The following is a 15,983-nucleotide window of genomic DNA, read 5'->3' as shown; positions in this document are numbered from 1 at the left end:
TAAACAACCGCGCGGTAGTATAAAGGCAAGCCAGTGGCATTGGTATGGCATTTTCCTCGTACGGAGATAAGGAGGTCGTAATCATGATGTTCGCAACCTGGCAAATAGGCCTGGATATTCAGCATGAAAGTATTCGTGCCGTAGCTGTTCAACGGCAGCGGCAAGGCTGGCAGCTCAGGCACTGGTGGCAGATTTCATTACCCGAAGGAACCTTTCGCGATGGTTTATTAATGAACGCGGAGGCTTTCACTAAAACCCTGGCAGACTGGCGAAAAGAGTTACCTGTACGCCACCAGCTTCGCGTCTCTTTTCCTACACAGCGCACCTTGCAACGTTCGGTACCCGCCCCGGATATGCGCCTGGCTGAACCGGCATGTGAGGCTTATATCTCCTCCGCAACGGCGAGGCAGTTGCAAATGTCTCTGGGGCAATTGTGTTGGGATTATTTACCGTCACAAGATGTAGCTGCCCCGCATTTGATAGTAGCTGCACGTCAGACAGATGTCGCTGCGTTGCTAAAAAGCCTGGCCGCGATAAGGCTTTATCCAGCAGCGTTGACCCCAGGAGCCTGTGCATTACCGGCTTTGGTTACGCCGTGCCAATTGGAGAAATGCCAGTATTTGGTTCACCACGAAGGTAATCACTGGCTGTGGGCTTCCACCGATACTCCTCCCCGCTGGGGATGGGCCGATACTCAGGCCACACCGACGATTTTCGACTTATGCCAGCAGTTGAAAACAGGGCCTGAGCTTATTGCGTTAAGTGATGCGCTGCCCGCCCCGCTTCCCGAGGGGGTATTACCGTTGGACGCATGGCGCACGTTTTCACGTCTGCAACCGCCATTACCGCGTCATGGAGGAATTTTTACCGTTGCTATCGGTCTGGCTATTTGCAGGGTATCCAGATGACGCCGTTGATTAATTTACTCCCCTGGCGTCAGGCATTGCGCCAGCAGCGAGCACATCGTTGGGTTGTGCTGCTGGCTCTGGTTTTATTCATTGTGCTTTTTGGGATCCTCTACGCGCGATTGTTATCGGCCGGGGAGAACAACGTGCGACAGGCGCAAAACGCCTACCTGGTGAATACCCATTCCGCTTTGCAACGCGTGTTTCAGCAGCGGCAGGTCGTTGCTGAAAAACACCAAAAAGAGCGGCTTTTACAGCAAATTCGCGATGTACAGCAGCGTGCAATTCAGTTGTGGGAAAGGCGATTATTACGGATAGCTGAAATTTTACCGGCAGGGGCATGGCTATCATCCTTAACGCTGCAAAAAGGACAATGCGTTGTGAAAGGCCACGCACCTGTTCTGGACGATATGCTTCGTCTGGAGGAGGGGCTCGCGCAGCTCGAAGGCATTTCTGGTGTGAAAGCCGGAGCGCTCCAGCACGAAGCCGCAGGCGGGTTTGGGTTTACTTTTACGTTAACGCTATCTGAGGTGGCAAATGCCGTGGCTAATTGAACGTTGGTTGAGTGGCCCAAGCTGGCTGCGCCTGGCGTTGTTTGTTGGCGTCATCCTCTCAATCGCTCTTGTGGCATGGTTGTCCCTTATTCGCCCGCAGCATTTGCGGGGGCTGCAGCTAACCGCTGAAAACGAGCAAACGGGCCAGCGAATCTCTGAGTTGCGAAGAAAAATCCGTCAGCTTACGTCAGAAGAACAGCCGCTTATGGAGCCCAAGTCTCCGGTGTTTTCCGTTACGGAGTTTGTTGCGCTGGCAAATGGGCAACTGGTGAAGTGGCAACCTGATGAAAAGCAGGGCGCTCTGGAAATGCGCGTTCCATGGGAAAAATTACCCGGCTTATTTGCCAGGCTTGCGGCATATCGCGTTGTGGCTGGACATTCATTCACTGTCACGCCTGAAGGTGACTGGCTGAAACTTGCACTGACGATGGAGTTTCCTCATGAACCGTAGCCTTTGTTGGGGATTTTTCATAGCGATGGCACCCGTGTGGGCGATGCCACCCAACCCTTTTCAGCCGCAAATCTCCCCTTGTGAAAAACTGACCGGGCAACTTTCCACCTGGGTACTGCAGGGGGTGATCAGTTCGCCGAGGACAAATACGGCGTTAATGCTTAGCCCGCAAGGTGCATGGCGGCGAATGAAGGTTGATATGGAGCTTATACCAGGGGCGAAAATTGAAAGTATCGGAACGGGTTTTGTAAACGCCAGGCTTGAGCTTGCCTGCCAACCCTCTTCTTACCGTTGGGAACTAAAAGGAAAAACATATGCCATGGATTCGGGTATTACTTCTGACTCTGGCTCTGCCATTCGCAAGCCAGGCGAATCAGACAAATCAGGTAGATAAAGGTATTTCAATGGTGCTAGATAACGCGCCAGTTGCACAGGTTTTACAGGCAATGGCTGAAAGCCAAAATATCAACCTGATGATCGCACCCGGCGTGGAAGGCGTACTGTCCCTCAATTTGATTAACGTCCCGTGGAAACAGGCGTTCCAGTTGGTGTTGAACACAGCGGAACTGAGCCAGCAACGGGAAGGAAATGTTATTCAGATTTTGCCCAAAGCCCGCCTGCGGGAACAACAAGCCTCTGCCGCAGAACAACGTAAACAGCAGCAGCTTGACCAGCCGATGTTGCACCAGGTTTTTGCCCCACATCATGCTGATGTTGCTGAACTTGCAGCGGCATTAAAATCGACGGGTAATAAGCTGTTAAGCCCTCAGGGAAATCTTATCGTCGATAAACGGACTAATCGATTGATTGTTAGTGATAATAAAATGGTGCTCAAACAGCTTGCAGATTGGGTTAAGGAGATGGATTTACCCATCGGGCAGGTGGAAATCGAGGCGCATATCGTCACTATTAATAAGGATAAGCTCCGTGAGCTGGGTGTGAAGTGGTCTGCGGCAGAATCGGCGGGTGAAAGCAAACTCTATCAGCCGACGGGCATTTCGGCGGATCTTTCCGTCAGTACCGCCAGCACAAAAGTAGGTTTCAACATTGCCCGCATCGATGGGCGGCTGCTGGAAATGGAGTTATCGGCTCTGGAGCAACAGCAGCAACTGGAGATTATCGCCAGCCCGCGCCTGATGGCCGCGCATCAACAACCTGCCAGCATTAAACAAGGCACTGAAATTCCTTACCAGGTTTCCAGCGGCGAAAGCGGGGCTACAGCCATTGAATTTAAAGAGGCGGTTTTAGGGATGGAAGTTACGCCGACGATTCAGCCCCACGGCAATATCCACTTAAAGCTGCGTATTAGCCAAAATATGCCGGGCCGAAGCATCCAGCAAGCCGATGGCGAAGTGCTGGCGATTGATAAGCAGGAGATTGAAACCGTCGTCGCGGTAAAAAATGGTGAAACCCTTGCTTTGGGTGGAATCTTCCAGCAACACAATAAAGACAGCAGCGATATCGTTCCTGTTCTAGGCTCGTTACCACTGGTCGGGAGCCTGCTTCGCCATGATGCAAAGAACCATCAACGTCGCGAGTTAGTGGTATTTATTACGCCACGACTTATCCCTGTTCCGTAGCGTTTTGTTTCATCATTGTGGAGTTTTTCTGTGAAACGGTGCCCAGGTGTTTGACGCCAGAGAGGAATTAGCTTACAAGGTGTACCGTTTCGAGAGGCTGGTTGCTCAAGTCTTGTGACAGATAACCCTGATTTATGCGTTTTCGACTCCATAGCGACGCGGGGGAATATAATCGGTTGCCAAACTACCTTGAGTATTGAGATAATTTTCAGTCTGACTCTCGCACTATCGCTTATGAGGTTTCAGTTCATGTCCCGCTGCACCTGGTTGTAACAGGGCGGGTTTATCATCAACGAATTGTCTTAGTAGTACCGAAAAAATGGCAGAGAAACGCAATATCTTTCTGGTTGGGCCTATGGGTGCCGGCAAAAGCACTATTGGGCGTCAGTTAGCTCAGCAACTCAATATGGAATTTTTCGATTCTGATCAAGAGATTGAGAAACGTACCGGAGCTGATGTGGGCTGGGTATTCGACGTTGAAGGCGAAGACGGCTTCCGCGATCGCGAAGAAAAAATCATCAACGAACTCACTGAAAAACAGGGCATTGTGCTGGCAACTGGCGGCGGCTCTGTGAAGTCTCGTGAGACCCGTAACCGTCTCTCCGCCCGTGGAGTTGTGGTGTATCTTGAAACCACAATTGAAAAACAGCTTGCTCGTACACAGCGTGATAAAAAACGCCCACTGCTGCAAGTTGAGACTCCACCGCGTGAAGTTCTTGAAGCGTTAGCTCAGGAACGCAATCCTCTTTATGAAGAGATTGCTGATGTGACGATTCGCACCGACGACCAAAGTGCCAAAGTGGTTGCTAACCAGATTATTCATATGTTGGAAAGCAACTGATTCTGGCTTAATCGAATTAACGCCTGCGGGCTAAGCAACATCAAGGTGGACTTCGCGTTATGGAGAGGTTAACAGTCACTCTCGGGGAACGTAGTTACCCTATCACCATTGCTGCTGGGTTATTTAGTGACTCGGCATCTTTTGGGCCGCTGAAAGCTGGCGACCAGACGATGCTGGTGACCAATGAAACCCTGGCGCCGCTCTACCTGGAAAAGGTGCGTGGCGTGCTGGAGCAAGCGGGCGTTAAAGTCGATTCCGTCATCCTTCCGGATGGCGAACAATTTAAAAGCCTCGCTGTATTAGACACTGTCTTTACTGCGTTGCTTGAAAAGCCACACGGTCGTGACACGACACTTATTGCCCTCGGCGGTGGTGTCATCGGTGACCTGACTGGCTTTGCTGCGGCGAGTTATCAACGCGGCGTACGTTTTATTCAAGTTCCAACCACATTGCTTTCGCAAGTGGATTCTTCTGTTGGCGGTAAAACAGCCGTTAACCATCCCCTCGGTAAAAATATGATTGGCGCGTTCTACCAGCCTGCTTCGGTAGTGGTGGATCTTGACTGTCTCAATACTTTACCGGCGCGGGAGTTGGCGTCTGGCCTGGCGGAAGTGATTAAGTACGGCATTATCCTCGACGGTGAATTCTTCAACTGGCTTGAGGAAAACCTGGATGCGTTGCTTGCCCTCGATGGTAAAGCGATGTCCTGGTGTATTCGCCGTTGTTGTGAGCTGAAAGCAGAAGTTGTTGCCGCTGACGAGCGCGAAAGCGGCTTACGTGCTTTACTGAATTTGGGTCACACCTTTGGTCACGCTATAGAAGCTGAGATGGGCTATGGCAACTGGCTGCATGGTGAAGCTGTTGCTGCAGGTATGGTAATGGCCGCACGTACAGCACAGCGTCTCGGGAACTTCAGTGAGGCAGATGTGCAGCGAATCATTAAACTGCTGCAACGAGCCGGGCTACCGGTTACCGGGCCGAAAGAAATGTCAGCAGACGCGTATATGCCCCACATGTTGCGTGATAAGAAAGTTTTGGCTGGTGAGCTGCGCTTAGTGTTGCCACTGGCAATCGGGAAGAGTGAAGTGCGTGGCGGAGTGCCACACGATGTCGTTTTGTCCGCTATTGCTGATTGTCAGCAGGCTTAATTATTAGAAATTTCGGTCGCTGAAATCAGGCGATTTTTAACTTCGGGTTATGTGCTGAGTTCGAATCACTGGCACATGCCTTTGAGTGGGGTGTTAAATGGATGAGTTTAAACCGGAAGACGAGCTGAAACCCGATCCTAGCGATCGTCGTTCAAACCGTTCCCGTAAAGCTGATGAGCGCGACAATGAGCCGCAAATCAATGTCGATGATGTTGAGTTAGACGCCGAGGAACCTCGTCCTGCGCGTTCTCGCCGTTCTCGTGACGAAGAAGAGTATGAAAATGATGATGAGGAACTTCAGGTAGAATCCTCAGAACGTCGTCCGGCACGTGCTCGTAAAAAATCCGCTAAACAGAAAGTTCCGGTCTCCCGCCAACACATCATGATGGGCATTGGTATTCTTGTCCTGCTGCTGTTGATCATCGGCATCGGCTCGGCCCTGAAAGCTCCTTCAGACACCACTGAAACTGCACAGCAGCAACCGGGTGCTGAGAAAAATATCGATTTGTCTGGTGCGAATGGCAATACTGCCGATCAGGCTAATGGTGCACAACCTCAACCGGGTTCGACGTCTGCGGTTAATCAGACAGAAAATGCAGGTAACCCACAAGAAGTGACGCTTCCTGCTATCTCTTCTACCCCAACTGATGCACAAACTCAGCCTGCACCTCAGGGGCAGCAGCGTGTTGAAGTCCCGGGCGATCTGAATAATGCTCTGACTCAACAATCAGGCCAGATTGATAACGCGGTAACCAGCTCTACTTTACCAACGGCGCCTGCAACTGTTGCGGCCGTTGCCGGTAGCAATGGTGCAACAACGGCTCCGCGCCAGGTAGCGAAATCAGAGCCTGCGAAGCAAGCAGCTCCTCGTCAGGAACGTAAAACAACGGTGATTGAGCCGCAGCATAAAGCTCAGCCTGCGAAGCAACAGCCTGCCGCGAAAAGTACCGAAACGGAATCAAAACCGGTAGCGACCGCGAAACGTAGCGAGCCAGTTACTGCACCAGCGGCGACTTCAACCGCTCCGGTTAAAGCACCCGCTACCGCCGTGGCACCTAAAGCAACCACTACTACACCAGCAGCAACTGCTCAAGCACCAAAAGCAACTGCAACAGCACCTGTTGCAGCTGCGGCAGGCGGCGCGGTTTCTGGCGATGTAAGCGCACTTAAAGGCGCGCCAGGTAGCCATTACACCTTGCAGCTCAGCTCTTCTTCTAACTCAGCAAACTTGAATGCATGGGCTAAGAAAGAGAATCTGCAACACTATATGGTCTACCAGACTGTACGTAATGGTCAGCCATGGTATGTGTTGGTTAGCGGCATCTATGCCAACAAAGATGAAGCTAAACGTGCCGTTGCAACATTGCCAGCAGATGTACAGGCCAAGAACCCATGGGCAAAACCTATCCATCAGGTTCAGTCTGATCTGAAGTGATGAACAAGCGCAGCCGCTGTTGGAACCTTTCCACAGCAGGAAAAGGTGTAAATAGTTAGGCAGCATGAAAAAAAATCGCGCTTTTCTGAAATGGGCGGGGGGGAAATACCCCCTGCTCGAAGACATTAAAAGGTATCTGCCGAAAGGTGATTGTCTGATTGAGCCGTTTGTCGGCGCCGGCTCAGTCTTTCTGAATACTGATTACTCCCGTTATATCCTCGCAGATATTAATAGCGATCTGATAAACCTCTACAATATCGTCAAAACTCGCACGGATGAGTACGTTCAGGAGTCTCGAAAACTCTTTAGCGCCGCGCAAAACGATGAGCAGGCGTTCTATCTGAATCGTACCGAATTTAATCAGTGCAAAGATGAGTTTCGTCGCGCGCTGCTGTTTTTATATCTGAATCGCCATTGTTACAACGGCCTTTGTCGTTATAACCTACGTGGTGAATTCAATGTCCCGTTTGGCCGCTACATCAGACCCTACTTCCCTGAAGAAGAGTTGTATCATTTTGCCGAACGAGCACAAAACGCCACATTCTTGTGTCAGTCGTATGATGTCAGCATGGCAGATGTTGCCCCGGGATCGGTGGTCTATTGCGATCCGCCTTACGCGCCTTTGTCTGCAACGGCTAATTTTACTGCGTATCACACCGACAGCTTTAACGCTGTGCAGCAGCAACACCTCGCGCAGCTAGCCGAAGATTTGCAGGAAAATCGCATTCCGGTGCTGATTTCTAACCATGACACGGAACTCACTCGGTTATGGTACCAACAGGCAAAACTGCATGTGGTGCAAGTGCGACGCAGTATTAGCCGAAATGGCGGAACGCGTAACAAGGTGGACGAACTGCTGGCACTTTATAAAGTGAATGCCTGAGCCGTTTCGTCCGCAGTCGTTAATGATTTGCTATTGGAGAAGCGGATGAAACAGTTTTTGATTGCCCCCTCAATCCTCTCAGCCGATTTTGCCCGCCTGGGTGAAGACACGGCGGCGGTGCTGGCTGCTGGTGCGGATGTCGTCCATTTCGATGTTATGGATAACCATTATGTACCTAACCTCACCATCGGCCCGATGGTGTTAAAAGCCTTGCGCGATTACGGTATTACTGCCCCTATTGACGTGCATCTGATGGTAAAACCCGTTGACCGTATTATTCCGGATTTTGCCGCGGCGGGTGCCAACATCATCACTTTCCACCCCGAAGCCTCTGAGCACGTCGACCGTTCCCTCCAACTGATTAAAGAGCATGGCTGCAAAGCGGGCCTGGTGTTTAACCCGGCTACATCGCTTAGTTGGCTTGATCATGTGATGGATAAGCTGGATGTTATTTTGCTGATGTCCGTAAACCCAGGGTTTGGCGGTCAGTCATTTATTCCTCATACGCTGGAAAAATTGCGCCAGGTGCGTGAGCGTATTGATGCTTCTGGCTATGACATTCGTCTGGAAGTGGACGGTGGCGTTAAGGCTGACAATATTGCTGAAATTGCTGCAGCAGGCGCGGATATGTTTGTCGCGGGTTCAGCCATTTTCAATCAGCCAGATTACAAAGCCGTTATTGATCATATGCGTAGTGAGTTGGCAAAGGTAAGTCATGGATAAGTTAAATAAAATTCGCGGTATCGCCTTTGATTTAGACGGTACGTTGGTTGACACCGCGCTGGGTCTGACCGAGGCCCTGGACCAGGCGCTCTATGCGCTGGAGTTGCCGACTGCGGGTGAAGATAAAGTCGAAAAGTGGATTGGCAACGGTGCCGATGTGCTGGTTCAGCGCGCGCTCACATGGGCGTTAAAAGGCGAAGAACCCGAAGCCGATAAATGCCGTATGGCACGCAAATTATTTGATACCTTCTACGCACAAACCACGGAAGAAGGCAGCTTCCTGTTCCCGGAAGTGGCTAATACCCTGGCGGTTTTGGCGGAAAAAGGTCTTCCAATGGGGCTGGTAACTAACAAGCCGACTCCGTTTGTCTTACCGATGCTGGAAAGATTAGGCATCGCGCATTACTTCAAGGTCATTATTGGTGGCGACGATGTGGAAAATAAAAAGCCGCATCCTGAAGCGCTACACAAAGTGATGGAACAGTTGAATTTGAGCGCAGAAGAATTGCTGTTTGTGGGCGATTCCCGCAACGATATTCTTGCAGCACAGGCGGCAGGATGTTGTTCCATCGGCCTGACCTACGGCTACAACTACGGTGAATCCATCGAGTTGAGCAAGCCCGATTACGTATTTAACCATTTCAACGAGTTATTGCCCGCATTAGGGCTCTCTAACAAAGAACATCAGGAATCAGAACATGAGTAAGCCCATCGTCTTTAGTGGCGCACAGCCATCAGGTGAATTGACCATCGGTAACTACATGGGTGCGCTGCGTCAGTGGGTCCATATGCAAGACGATTACGAATGCATTTACTGCATCGTAGACCAGCATGCGATTACCGCACGTCAGGATGCGGCACAATTGCGTAAGCGTACACTCGATACGCTGGCGCTGTATCTGGCTTGTGGTATTGATCCGGCTAAAAGCACCATCTTCGTACAGTCCCATGTGCCAGAACATGCACAGTTGGGCTGGGTGCTGAACTGCTACACCTATTTCGGCGAACTGAGCCGCATGACTCAGTTTAAAGACAAGTCTTCCCGCTATTCCGAGAATATCAACGCCGGTTTGTTTGACTACCCGGTATTGATGGCCGCCGACATTCTGCTGTACCAGACCAACCTGGTGCCGGTGGGCGAAGATCAGAAACAGCACCTGGAACTGAGTCGCGACATCGCTGCGCGTTTCAATGCGCTGTATGGCGATGTGTTCAAAGTACCAGAGCCGTTTATCCCGAAATCCGGCGCGCGTGTGATGTCTCTGCTTGAGCCAACCAAGAAAATGTCTAAGTCAGATGATAACCGCAACAACGTTATCGGCCTGCTGGAAGACCCGAAAGCGGTAGTGAAGAAAATCAAACGTGCGGTAACTGACTCAGACGAGCCGCCTGTTGTGCGCTACGACACCGCTAACAAAGCGGGTGTCTCCAACATGTTGGACATCCTGGCGGGCGTAACGGGTAAATCTATCCCGGAACTCGAACAGCAGTTTGAAGGCAAAATGTATGGCCATCTGAAAGGTGAAGTTGCTGAGGCGGTATCCGGCATGTTGACCGAGTTGCAGGAACGTTTTTACCGTTTCCGTAACGATGAAGCCTACTTGCAGCAAGTGATGAAAGACGGGGCAGAGAAAGCGCGTGCACATGCGAGCGCTACGTTGAAGAAAGTTTATGACGTGATTGGGTTTGTGGCCCAGCCTTAATAACCCACCGCTAATATACTCTTCCTGTCTGGGGAGTATTTCTGTTGATTCTGCGAACATTAAATACATCACCCTTGTGAAAGGGTGATGTATTTTTGCGAACTATTTAACAGGTTGTTCCACCGCGGGTCCGCAACCGCCAATGATTTTAGATATAGAGATAGCTGGATGCAGGAAATAATCATATCCACAGCTTTTGTCTTTATTTTCAACGTGGCCAGAGCATGCGGTAAGAGTTGCTACTGCGGTAAAGAGGACGGCGACTTTCACGAATTTAATCATTTTGATTCCATGTCATTAGTAATAGAAACGATATTTACATATAAAAAAGGCTGCTCAGTATAGGAGCTACTAATGACATTGCTAAGTCCGGAATCTTACTGCCTGAATACACGATTTCCTTTGCTTATTAAAAAAACATAAATAAAAAAGGCTCGCCATAATATATAACGAGCCTTTTTCAAAAGATGACTTTTTTAGTGATTCGAGAACCAGTTCAGCTTATCTCGCAATGCAACCACTCTGCCAACAATAATTAGCGCCGGGCTTTTGACTTGGGTCGATAATCCGCTCAGTTCACTTAGCGCTCCGCTGACAACACGCTGGTTAACGGCAGTGCCATTTTCCACCAGCGCAACCGGCATATCCGCAGACATTCCATGCTCGATCAGTTTTTCCTGAATCGCTGGAGCCTGGTTCAGGCCCATGTAAAACACCAGCGTTTGCTTTTCTGCAGCCAGGTTTTCCCAATCCAGTTCACCACCTGTTTTCAGGTGGCCAGTCACCAGGCGCACGCTCTGTGCATAGTCGCGGTGAGTTAACGGAATACCCGAATAGGCAGAGCAGCCCGATGCGGCTGTAATGCCTGGGACGACGGAAAACGGAATCCCACCTTCGCACAGCGTTTCTAACTCTTCACCACCACGGCCAAAGATAAACGGATCGCCGCCTTTCAGACGCACCACTCGTTTTCCGCTCTGCGCTTCACGCAGCAGAATCTGGTTAATCTCTTCCTGTGGAACGCAGTGATAGCCCGCACGTTTACCAACAAATATGCGGTCAGCATCGCGGCGCACCAGGTTCATGATGTCATCGGATACCAGACGGTCATAAACCACTACATCAGCCTGCTGGATTTGCTGTAAACCTTTCAGCGTCAATAAACCTGCATCCCCAGGCCCTGCACCGACCAGCACGACTTCGCCGCGATGATCCAGCGGTGTGGTAAACATCGCATCTGTTTCTTTATCGATCGCCAGTTGGTCTTCGTTCGCCAGATATTGCGCCAGACGATCGTTAGAGAAGAATTTTTCCCAGAAGCGGCGACGCTCGCCCATGGTTTTGAAATTGGCTTTTACCCGGCCACGCAGCGTTCCGGCATAAGAGGCGATTTTGCCCAGATGCAGCGGCAGAAACGCTTCAAGTTTTTCACGTAACAGGCGGGATAAAACAGGGGAGGTGCCACCGGACGATACCGCCACCATCAACGGTGAACGGTCGATAATCGATGGCATGATAAAGCTGGCTTGCTTAGGGGCATCGACCACATTACAGAAAATACGGCGGGATTCCGCCGCATCGCTGACGTGTTGATTCACGGCATCGTTATCTGTGGCGGCAATCGCCAGCCAGCAAACATCAAGCAGTGCGGGGTCAAATTCGCCCTGAACCAGAGCGATCATGCCCTGTTCAGCCCACGCATGGAACTGCGGGGAGAAGTCCAGGGCATTGACAGTGACCTGTGCACCTGCCTCCATCAATAAACGCGCTTTACGTTCTGCAACATCGCCACCACCAACAAGTAAGCAGGCACGACCTTGCAATTGACAAAATATAGGCAGGTGATCCACGGTCAATCCTCAAAAGAAATTAGTTGCGAACAGTCTCCGGCTTAGCGATTCGCTCAGGCTGTGGACGCTCGGCTTTCGGCGTAGCATACCAATAACCCAGGCCCATGAATACTACACCAGACAGGGTATTCCCAAGCGTTACCCACAGCAGGTTGTGGCCGATGCCAGCCAGCGTATAAGCGTCGCTATGATTGCCAAACCAGGACAGGGCGAACAACGTCATGTTAGCGACTGAGTGCTCATAACCGGATGCGATAAACGCCAGCAGACACCACCAGATAGCGATGAACTTCGCGGCACCTTCGGTACGAACGGCCATCCAGATAGCAAGACAAACCAGCCAGTTACACAAAGCACCTTTAAAGAACAGCACCATTGCCGGTGCGGTGGTTTTTGCCAGCGCAACGGTGTGAATCAGGCTTTTATCGACCGGTAACAGGCTACCGCCACCCCAGTGATAAAGCAGGGCGACAAACACGGAACCGATCAGGTTGCCCAGCCAGGTTTTTGGCAAAATGCTCCACATTTGACCGTGGGTGATCGTGCCAGCTTTAACACCAAACGTCAGAAACATGGTGTGGCCGGTAAACAGTTCAGAACCTGCGATAATGACCAGGGTCAGGGCGATGCCAAAGGTCGCGCCCATCACCAGTGGTCGCAACGAAGGATCAACCAGATTACCGAGTGTGAAGATAAGGATGATCGCAAGGCCTACATAAGCACCCGCCATAGCGGAGCTTATCCAGAATCCGAGCGGACTGTTTTTTGATAATCGTGCAATGCGAGCGGCATTCGCCGCACATTTATTAATGGTATCGGTGAACATTTTTGTTATCCCAACAAAGTGAAAGAAAAGTAGAAATTTAAAAAATTTGGAAAGCGACCCTCACCCTAATCCTCTCCCTGGAGGAGAGGTATTATCCGGAGAAGCCTTTTTGACTTTCTCCCTCTCCTGAGGAGAGGGCCGGGGTGAGGGCTTTTTAAGTCTTATGCTTTGATCTGAACCTGGCCATCCTTAACGCGCGCTGGGTAGTGCGCCACAGAATAGCTCTCATCTTCCATGCACAGGCCGTCACGCAGTCTGAAACGCTGCTTTTTCAACGGGCTGGCAACCCACAGTTCATTCTGGTGCTCAGCGATCAGCCCGCGAGACAGAACGCTCGCCTCAAAAAACGGGTCGATATTGCTGATTGCGAAAACCTGCTCATCGTTGCGCGGACGGAAAATAGCAATCTGCGCGTCACCCACTAATGCACAAACACCGGTAGCAGGCAGGATGTCGTTTAACTGGCAAACGGTAGTCCACTGGCTCATACATTTTCCTCCACTGCTTCTACTAGAGTAACCGGGATACGTTCGTAAGGCGTAGCCGGACGATGTTGTTCACGCTCAGGCACGACCTGGACGTTCGGATCGCGCTGTGGGCTGTTGATAAAGTGTTTGAAGCGAACCTGAGCTTCTGGGGTGTTAACCGTTTCAGCCCACTCGCAGATTACTTTCTCGCGCAGACGTTCCAGTTCAGATTCCAGTTGAGCGTTCAGGCCCAGCTTGTCGTCGATGATGACTTGCTTGAGGTAGTCGATACCGCCTTCCAGGCTCTCAAGCCACGGAGCGGTACGCGTCAGTTTGTCAGCGGTACGGATGTAGAACATCATGAAACGGTCGAGATATTTGATCAGCGTTTCACGGTCTAAATCTGCCGCCAGCAAATCTGCGTGACGCGGTTTCATCCCGCCGTTACCACACACGTACAGGTTCCAGCCTTTTTCAGTGGCGATAATACCCACGTCTTTACCCTGCGCTTCCGCACATTCACGGGTACAGCCAGAAACACCAAACTTCATTTTGTGCGGAGTACGCAGGCCTTTGTAACGGTTTTCCAGCTCAACGCCGAAGCCCACGCTATCGCCCACGCCGTAACGGCACCAGGTGCTGCCTACGCAGGTTTTCGCCATACGCAGTGCTTTCGCGTAGGCGTGGCCGGTTTCAAAACCAGCATCAATCAGTTGACGCCAGATTTCTGGTAAATCATCTTTCTGTACGCCAAACAGGCCGATACGCTGAGAGCCGGTGATTTTGGTATACAGGTTGTATTCGCGTGCGATACGACCAACGACCATCAGACCTTCTGGGGTAATTTCCCCGCCTGCTGAACGTGGGATAACAGAGTAGGTACCGTCTTTCTGAATATTGCCCAGGAAGTTGTCGTTGGTGTCCTGAAGCGGCGTGTGCTTAGGCGCCAGCACATAATCGTTCCAGCAAGACGCCAGCAAAGAACCGACCGTCGGTTTACAGACTTCACAGCCGTAGCCTTTGCCGTATTTTTCCAGCAGCTCATCGAAAGTTTTGATGCCTTCAACGCGAATCAGGTGATACAGCTCCTGGCGAGAAAACGCGAAGTGCTCGCACAGGTTATTGTTAACTTCGATACCTTGTTTGCTCAGCTCAGCGTTCAATACCTGAGTGATCAACGGGATACAACCGCCACAGCCGGTACCCGCTTTGGTTTCCGCTTTCAGCGCAGCAACGGTATGGCAGCCATTATTGATGGCTTTGATCAGATGCCCTTTGGTGACATCAAAGCAGGAGCAGATTTGCGCGCTGTCTGGCAGTTTATCGACACCAATCGCTGGCTTACCGGAGCTTGCGTGTGCAGGCAGAATCAGCGCGTCTGGGTTTTCCGGCAGTTCAATAGCGTTCAGAACCAGTTGCAGCAGGTTGCCGTAATCGCTGGTATCACCTACCAGAACCGCACCGAGCAGCGTTTTGTTATCAGCGCTGACAATCAGACGCTTATAAACTTCTTTGCTTTCGTCGAGATAAACGTAGCTGCGCGCATTTGGTGTGCGGCCGTGCGCATCACCGATACCGCCAACGTCAACGCCCAGCAGCTTCAGCTTGGCGCTCATGTCTGCGCCTTCAAAGGCGTTTTCAGTACCGAGTAGGTGGTCAGCAGTAACCTGAGCCATTTTGTAGCCAGGGGCTACCAGGCCGAATGTACGATTATTCCAGCTAGCACATTCCCCGATAGCGTAGATATCCGGGTCAGAAGTCTGGCAACTGTCATTGATAACGATACCGCCGCGTTGCCCTGTTTCCAGGCCGCACTGGATCGCCAGTTTGTCGCGTGGACGAATACCGGTGGAGAAGACGATAAAGTCGACTTCAAGCTCGGAACCATCGGCAAAGCGCATGGTTTTACGGGCTTCTTTACCTTCCTGAACGATTTCCTGGGTGTTTTTGCTGGTATGAACCCGCACGCCCATGCTTTCAATTTTGTTGCGAAGCTGCTCGCCACCCATACGGTCGAGCTGCTCGGCCATCAGCATTGGAGCGAATTCGATAACGTGAGTTTCTACGCCAAGATTTTTCAATGCGCCTGCAGCTTCAAGACCCAGCAAACCGCCACCGACAACCGCGCCACGTTTACTACGACGGGCACAGGATTCGATAGCGTTTAAATCTTCAATGGTGCGGTAAACAAAACAGTCTTGTGTTTCAGAACCTTTAATTGGCGGGATCCATGGATAAGAACCCGTTGCCATCACCAGTTTGTCGTAATAGACGGTGCGACCAGTATTCGAATGAATCACTTTTTCCTGGCGGTTGATGGTGATGGCGCGTTCGCCCACCAGCACTTGTACGCCATGCTTCTCATAGTAGCCGTCACGAACCAGAGATAATTCTTCAGCAGTGTGGTGAGAAAAATAGGAAGAGAGGTGCACGCGATCGTAGGCTTTGCGCGGTTCTTCGCAGAAAACAGTGATTTCGAATTGGCCTGGCAGGGCTTTATCAAGTAAGTCTTCGATAAAGCGATGGCCGACCATGCCATTACCGATGATTGCGATTCTGACTTTGCTCATAATTGCCTCAATTTCTTTTCTATTACCGCCTACCTTAACGATTCAGC

17 protein-coding genes are annotated in these 15,983 nt (G+C 51.1%); 12 read left to right on the top strand and 5 right to left on the bottom strand.

All coding sequences use genetic code 11. The features are described 5' to 3' along the window. Positions 1-83: 83 nt before the first annotated feature. The 12 genes from pilM to trpS all read left to right on the top strand — a co-directional run bounded on the left by pilM (position 84) and on the right by trpS (position 10,223). Positions 84-908, top strand: coding sequence for a type IV pilus biogenesis protein PilM (pilM, locus tag AB1E22_RS07950; RefSeq protein ID WP_367594837.1), 825 nt, complete (start codon positions 84-86; stop codon positions 906-908). Continuing rightward, positions 905-1,459: a PilN domain-containing protein gene (locus AB1E22_RS07945; protein WP_367594836.1), complete on the top strand. Its 555-nt coding sequence runs from the start codon at positions 905-907 to the stop codon at positions 1,457-1,459. The genes pilM and AB1E22_RS07945 overlap by 4 nt, the downstream gene beginning before the upstream one ends. Beyond that, complete coding sequence (locus tag AB1E22_RS07940; protein ID WP_367594835.1) at positions 1,443-1,910, top strand: hypothetical protein; 468 nt, start codon at positions 1,443-1,445, stop codon at positions 1,908-1,910. The genes AB1E22_RS07945 and AB1E22_RS07940 overlap by 17 nt, the downstream gene beginning before the upstream one ends. Further along, the gene (locus AB1E22_RS07935; protein ID WP_367594834.1) at positions 1,900-2,304 is read left to right on the top strand and encodes a HofP DNA utilization family protein; all 405 of its coding nucleotides are present in this window, start codon (positions 1,900-1,902) and stop codon (positions 2,302-2,304) included. The genes AB1E22_RS07940 and AB1E22_RS07935 overlap by 11 nt, the downstream gene beginning before the upstream one ends. Further along, the gene (gene pilQ, locus AB1E22_RS07930) at positions 2,225-3,490 is read left to right on the top strand and encodes a type IV pilus secretin PilQ (RefSeq protein ID WP_367594833.1); all 1,266 of its coding nucleotides are present in this window, start codon (positions 2,225-2,227) and stop codon (positions 3,488-3,490) included. The genes AB1E22_RS07935 and pilQ overlap by 80 nt, the downstream gene beginning before the upstream one ends. Positions 3,491-3,809: 319 nt before the next feature. After that, positions 3,810-4,331, top strand: coding sequence for a shikimate kinase AroK (gene aroK / locus AB1E22_RS07925; RefSeq protein WP_064542836.1), 522 nt, complete (start codon positions 3,810-3,812; stop codon positions 4,329-4,331). Positions 4,332-4,390: 59 nt separating this feature from the next. Beyond that, entirely contained in the window at positions 4,391-5,479 is a 1,089-nt protein-coding gene (aroB, locus tag AB1E22_RS07920) for a 3-dehydroquinate synthase (RefSeq protein ID WP_367594832.1), read from the top strand. Between the two features lie 97 nt (positions 5,480-5,576). Further along, positions 5,577-6,914, top strand: coding sequence for a cell division protein DamX (gene damX / locus AB1E22_RS07915; RefSeq protein ID WP_367594831.1), 1,338 nt, complete (start codon positions 5,577-5,579; stop codon positions 6,912-6,914). Positions 6,915-6,978: 64 nt separating this feature from the next. Further along, positions 6,979-7,797 (top strand): adenine-specific DNA-methyltransferase, encoded by an 819-nt coding sequence (gene dam, locus AB1E22_RS07910; protein WP_367594830.1) that lies wholly within the window; start codon positions 6,979-6,981, stop codon positions 7,795-7,797. Between the two features lie 45 nt (positions 7,798-7,842). Continuing rightward, positions 7,843-8,520 carry a ribulose-phosphate 3-epimerase gene (rpe, locus tag AB1E22_RS07905; protein WP_367594829.1) on the top strand — a complete coding sequence of 226 codons (678 nt, stop codon included), beginning with the start codon at positions 7,843-7,845 and terminating at the stop codon, positions 8,518-8,520. Continuing rightward, positions 8,513-9,226, top strand: a complete 714-nt coding sequence (locus AB1E22_RS07900; protein ID WP_367594828.1) for a phosphoglycolate phosphatase — start codon at positions 8,513-8,515, stop codon at positions 9,224-9,226. The genes rpe and AB1E22_RS07900 overlap by 8 nt, the downstream gene beginning before the upstream one ends. After that, positions 9,219-10,223 (top strand): tryptophan--tRNA ligase, encoded by a 1,005-nt coding sequence (gene trpS / locus AB1E22_RS07895; protein ID WP_367594827.1) that lies wholly within the window; start codon positions 9,219-9,221, stop codon positions 10,221-10,223. The genes AB1E22_RS07900 and trpS overlap by 8 nt, the downstream gene beginning before the upstream one ends. Positions 10,224-10,325: 102 nt before the next feature. On the opposite strand, the gene AB1E22_RS07890 is transcribed toward trpS, so the two are convergent. From AB1E22_RS07890 to nirB, 5 genes are all read right to left on the bottom strand, one after another. Then, positions 10,326-10,505 carry a YhfL family protein gene (locus tag AB1E22_RS07890; RefSeq protein WP_367594826.1) on the bottom strand — a complete coding sequence of 60 codons (180 nt, stop codon included), beginning with the start codon at positions 10,503-10,505 and terminating at the stop codon, positions 10,326-10,328. 194 nt (positions 10,506-10,699) lie between these two features. After that, complete coding sequence (gene cysG / locus AB1E22_RS07885) at positions 10,700-12,073, bottom strand: siroheme synthase CysG (protein ID WP_367594825.1); 1,374 nt, start codon at positions 12,071-12,073, stop codon at positions 10,700-10,702. Positions 12,074-12,092: 19 nt separating this feature from the next. Continuing rightward, the gene (nirC, locus tag AB1E22_RS07880; RefSeq protein ID WP_367594824.1) at positions 12,093-12,899 is read right to left on the bottom strand and encodes a nitrite transporter NirC; all 807 of its coding nucleotides are present in this window, start codon (positions 12,897-12,899) and stop codon (positions 12,093-12,095) included. A 161-nt stretch (positions 12,900-13,060) separates the two neighbouring features. Continuing rightward, positions 13,061-13,387 carry a nitrite reductase small subunit NirD gene (nirD, locus tag AB1E22_RS07875; RefSeq protein ID WP_367594823.1) on the bottom strand — a complete coding sequence of 109 codons (327 nt, stop codon included), beginning with the start codon at positions 13,385-13,387 and terminating at the stop codon, positions 13,061-13,063. Continuing rightward, positions 13,384-15,936 (bottom strand): nitrite reductase large subunit NirB, encoded by a 2,553-nt coding sequence (gene nirB / locus AB1E22_RS07870; protein ID WP_367594822.1) that lies wholly within the window; start codon positions 15,934-15,936, stop codon positions 13,384-13,386. Before nirB ends, nirD begins: the two co-directional genes overlap by 4 nt. Positions 15,937-15,983 lie beyond the last annotated feature (47 nt).

This window comes from Buttiauxella gaviniae, from assembly GCF_040786275.1.
Taxonomy (GTDB): Bacteria; Pseudomonadota; Gammaproteobacteria; order Enterobacterales; family Enterobacteriaceae; genus Buttiauxella; species Buttiauxella gaviniae_A.
The sequence above is the reverse complement of the archived record's forward strand: the minus strand, read 5'-3'. Positions and strand labels throughout refer to the sequence as shown.